The following is a 3,922-nucleotide window of genomic DNA, read 5'->3' as shown; positions in this document are numbered from 1 at the left end:
CGCCCGATCAGTCAAGCGTTCCTCAGCGGAACTGCACCGTCTCGTAGTCACCGTCGGTGATGGTGTACTCGCGGTAGGTGCCCGCGGCCTCGCCGGGGCCGACCAGCTCGACGTTGGTCGCGCCGACGTAGTCGATGTCCTCGCCCGCGGCGAGCAGCTCGAGCGCGCGGCCCAGCTGGCCCGGCAGGATCTTTTCGCCCGGCGCGTTGGCAACGTCCATCACGTTGGCCGCGATGGCCGCCGGGGTGGCTTCGCCGCCGGCCTGCGCGGCGAGCGCGAGGAGCGCGGCCGCGTCGTAGCTCTCGCGGGTGAACGAGCTGTCGAAGGTGACGCCCGCGGCTTCGGCGTTGGTGTTGAAGGCATCGGTGCCCTCGCCCTCGGCCCACGGCACGGCGCCGATGGTGCCTTCGATCTCGCCGCCGAGGTTGTCGATCATCGCGTCGCCGTACATGCCGTCGCCCAGGACGAACATGTCGAAGGCGCCGGTGTCGAGCGCCGAGCGGATCATGCCCGCGCCGCCGCCGTCGGAATAGCCGAACACCGCGAGCGCCTCGCCCCCGGCCGCGTCGGCGGCGCCGACCTCGGCGCTGTAGTCGGCCTTGCCGTCCTCGTGGGGCGCGCTCATCGTCACCGTGCCGCCGGCCTCTTCGAAGGCGGCGGAGAAGCTGTCGGCGAGGCCCTTGCCGTAGTCGGAGTTGACGTAGGTGATGGCGACCTCCTCGATGCCCTTGTCGGAGAGCATGTCGGCGATCACCTGACCCTGCCGTGCGTCGGAGGGGGAGGTGCGGAAGAACAGGCCGTTGTCCTCGGCCGTCGACAGCGCCGGCGAGGTTGCCGAGGGCGAGATCATCGGCACGCCGTTGGGCACGGCGACGTTGGACAGGATCGCGCCGGTGACGCCCGAGCAGTCGGCGCCGACGATGGCGACGACGCCGTCGGAGGTGATCAGGCGCTCGGCGGCCGCGGTCGCGGCGGCGTTGTCGATGCAGGTGGAGTCGGCGCGCACCGCCTCGATCATCTGGCCGTCGAGGATGCCGCCGGCCTCGTTGACCTCGTTGATCGCCATCTCGGCCGCGTCCGCCATGTGGGGCGTCAGGCTCTCGATCGGGCCGGTGAAGCCGAGGATGATGCCGAACTTGACGTCCTGCGCCACCGCGGCGGTTCCGACGAAGGTGGCGACGGATGCAAGCAACAGTTTCTTCATTTTCTTCTCCCTGAGGGACAGTTGGTCCGGACGGGAGCCTAGGAGCAGCGCGCTGAAATGGGAATACCCGTTTCTACTGACGCAGGGGCCGCGGCCCGCGCCTCAGACCGACAGCCGCGCCGCGTGGGCGCCGCGCTCGCGGTAGGGGGTGGTGTCGTAGTGGGCGCGGTAGCACTTGGAGAAGTGGCTCGGCGAGGCGAAGCCGCAGGCCAGCGCGACGTTGATGACGCTCATGTCGGTCTGCATCAGCAGGTTGCGCGCCTTCTGCAGGCGCAGCTCCATGTAGTAGCGCTTGGGCGAGCGGTTGAGGTAGCGGCGGAACAGCCGCTCGAGCTGGCGCGTCGACATGCCCACGTCGCGGGCGAGGATCGAGGGGCTGATCGGCTCCTCGATGTTGGTCTCCATCATCTGGATCACCCGGCTCAGCTTGGGATGGCGCACGCCGATGCGCGTCGGGATCGACAGCCGCGGCGTGTCCTGGTCGGTGCGGATGGCGGAGTAGATGAGCTGGTCGGCCACGGCGCTGGCGAGTTCCTCGCCGTGGTCGTCGGCGATGAGCTTGAGCATCAGGTCGATCGACGCGGTGCCCCCGGCGGTGGTGATGCGGTTGCCGTCGACGACGAAGACCGACTTGGTCAGCTTCACCTCCTCGAACTCCTCGAGGAAGCTGTCCTGGTTCTCCCAGTGGATCGTCGCCCGGCGACCCTCGAGCAGTCCGGCGCGCGCCAGCGTGTAGCTCGCGGTGCAGAGGCCGCCCATCGTCACCCCCCGGCGCGCCTCGCGGCGCAGCCAGTTGAGCATCCGCTTCGTCGTCGCCGCCTGCACGTCGACGCCGCCGCAGAGCATCAGCGTGTCGTCCCGGTCGAGCTCGTCGAGATCCATGTCGAGCGCGTAGCGGATGCCGAGCGAGCAGGACGCCGTCTCGCCGCCCTCGCCGGCGAGCGCCCAGCTGTAGAGCTCGCGCCCCGACATGCGGTTGGCGATGCGCAGCGCCTCGACGGCGCAGGCGAAGCACAGCATGGTGAATTGCGGCAGCAGCACGAACACGAAGCGCCGTGGCCGTGACGGCGGGTTGGCGAGTTCGACGGTCTGGGCTTCGATGATCATCGTGGTCATGGGCCGCTCGCATGCGCCGGAGTGTGTTGGCCGAGCACTACAGATCTGCCTTACCCGCGCAAGGATAAACCATCTCCGCCCGCCCATGGGCCTCTTTCGGTCCCGCAGGCGGTGTTTCGGGCCATTAGGCATTGGCCCTGCGGGGGACGCGGGCTATAAGCCGCCTCCGACGGTCGCCCCCCGCGGCCGCGCACCCGGAGCAAGAGGGACCGGATCAATGACCGAGTGGACGAAAACCGACTGGCGCAACAAGCCTCGGGTGCAGATGCCCGACTATCTCGACCAGGATTCCCTGGCCGCGGTCGAGGCGCGCCTGTCGAGCTATCCGCCGCTGGTCTTCGCCGGCGAGGCCCGCCGCCTGAAGTCGCATCTCGCCAAGGCGAGCCGGGGCGAGGCGTTCCTGCTGCAGGGCGGCGATTGCGCCGAGAGCTTCAAGGACTTCACCGCCGACGGCATCCGCGACACCTTCAAGGTGATGCTGCAGATGGCGATGGTGCTCACCTACGGCGCCAAGGTTCCGGTGGTGAAGGTCGGCCGCATGGCCGGCCAGTTCGCCAAGCCGCGCTCCGCGCCGACCGAGGCGAAGGACGGCGTGGAGCTGCCGAGCTACCGCGGCGACATCATCAACGACCTCGACTTCACCCCCGAGGCCCGCACGCCCGCGCCCGAGAAGATGCTGCAGGCCTACACCCAGGCGGCGGCGACGCTGAACCTGCTGCGCGCCTTCTCCACCGGCGGCTACGCCGACGTGCACCGGGTGCACCAGTGGATCCTCGGCTTCACCGACAGCGAGGAGGCGGAAGAGTACCGCGCCATCGCCGACCGCATCACCGACACGCTCGATTTCATGTCCGCCGCGGGCATGAACGGCGACACCAACCACGAGCTCTCCACGGTCGAGTTCTACACCTCGCACGAGGCGCTGCTGCTGGAGTACGAAGAGGCGCTGACCCGCGTCGATTCCACCTCCGGCAAGTGGCTCGCGGGCTCGGGGCACATGATCTGGATCGGCGACCGCACCCGCCAGCCCGACGGCGCCCATGTCGAGTTCTGCCGCGGCGTGCAGAACCCGATCGGCCTCAAGTGCGGCCCCTCCATGACGAGTGGCCACCTCAAGGCGCTGATGGCCAAGCTGAACCCGGAGAACGAGCCGGGCCGGCTGACGCTGATCTCGCGCTTCGGCGCCGGCACCGTGGGTGAGAACCTGCCGCGGCTGGTCCGGGCCGTCCAGGAGGAGGGCGCCAACGTCGTGTGGTGCTGCGATCCGATGCACGGCAACACGATCAAGTCGTCGTCGGGCTACAAGACCCGGCCGTTCGACAGCGTGCTGCGCGAGGTCCGCGAGTTCTTCGCGGTGCACAAGGCCGAGGGCACCGTCCCGGGCGGCGTGCATTTCGAGATGACGGGGGCCGACGTGACCGAGTGCACCGGCGGCGTCCGCGCGGTCACCGACGAGGACCTGTCGGACCGCTACCACACCGCGTGCGACCCGCGCCTCAACGCCTCGCAGTCGCTCGAGCTGGCGTTCCTCGTGGCCGAGGAACTGCGTGACCGGCGCAACGGGATGTCGGAAGCGAAGGCGGTCTGATTACGCGGTGGGTG

Annotated in this window: 3 protein-coding genes; 1 reads left to right on the top strand and 2 read right to left on the bottom strand. The window is 69.2% G+C overall.

All coding sequences use genetic code 11. From position 1 onward, the window contains the following. Positions 1 to 22: 22 nt before the first annotated feature. On the bottom strand, positions 23 to 1,204 hold the full coding sequence (locus OG2516_RS03375) for an ABC transporter substrate-binding protein (protein WP_007254210.1): 1,182 nt from the start codon (positions 1,202 to 1,204) through the stop codon (positions 23 to 25). Positions 1,205 to 1,306: 102 nt separating this feature from the next. Continuing rightward, positions 1,307 to 2,320: a GlxA family transcriptional regulator gene (locus OG2516_RS03370; RefSeq protein ID WP_007254209.1), complete on the bottom strand. Its 1,014-nt coding sequence runs from the start codon at positions 2,318 to 2,320 to the stop codon at positions 1,307 to 1,309. Between the two features lie 217 nt (positions 2,321 to 2,537). Between OG2516_RS03370 and OG2516_RS03365 the strand changes: the two genes are divergently transcribed. Then, positions 2,538 to 3,908 carry a class II 3-deoxy-7-phosphoheptulonate synthase gene (locus OG2516_RS03365; protein WP_007254208.1) on the top strand — a complete coding sequence of 457 codons (1,371 nt, stop codon included), beginning with the start codon at positions 2,538 to 2,540 and terminating at the stop codon, positions 3,906 to 3,908. Positions 3,909 to 3,922: the final 14 nt, after the last annotated feature.

Source organism: Oceanicola granulosus HTCC2516, assembly GCF_000153305.1.
Lineage (GTDB): Bacteria > Pseudomonadota > Alphaproteobacteria > Rhodobacterales > Rhodobacteraceae > Oceanicola > Oceanicola granulosus.
This window is presented reverse-complemented; position numbering and strand designations above follow the sequence as displayed.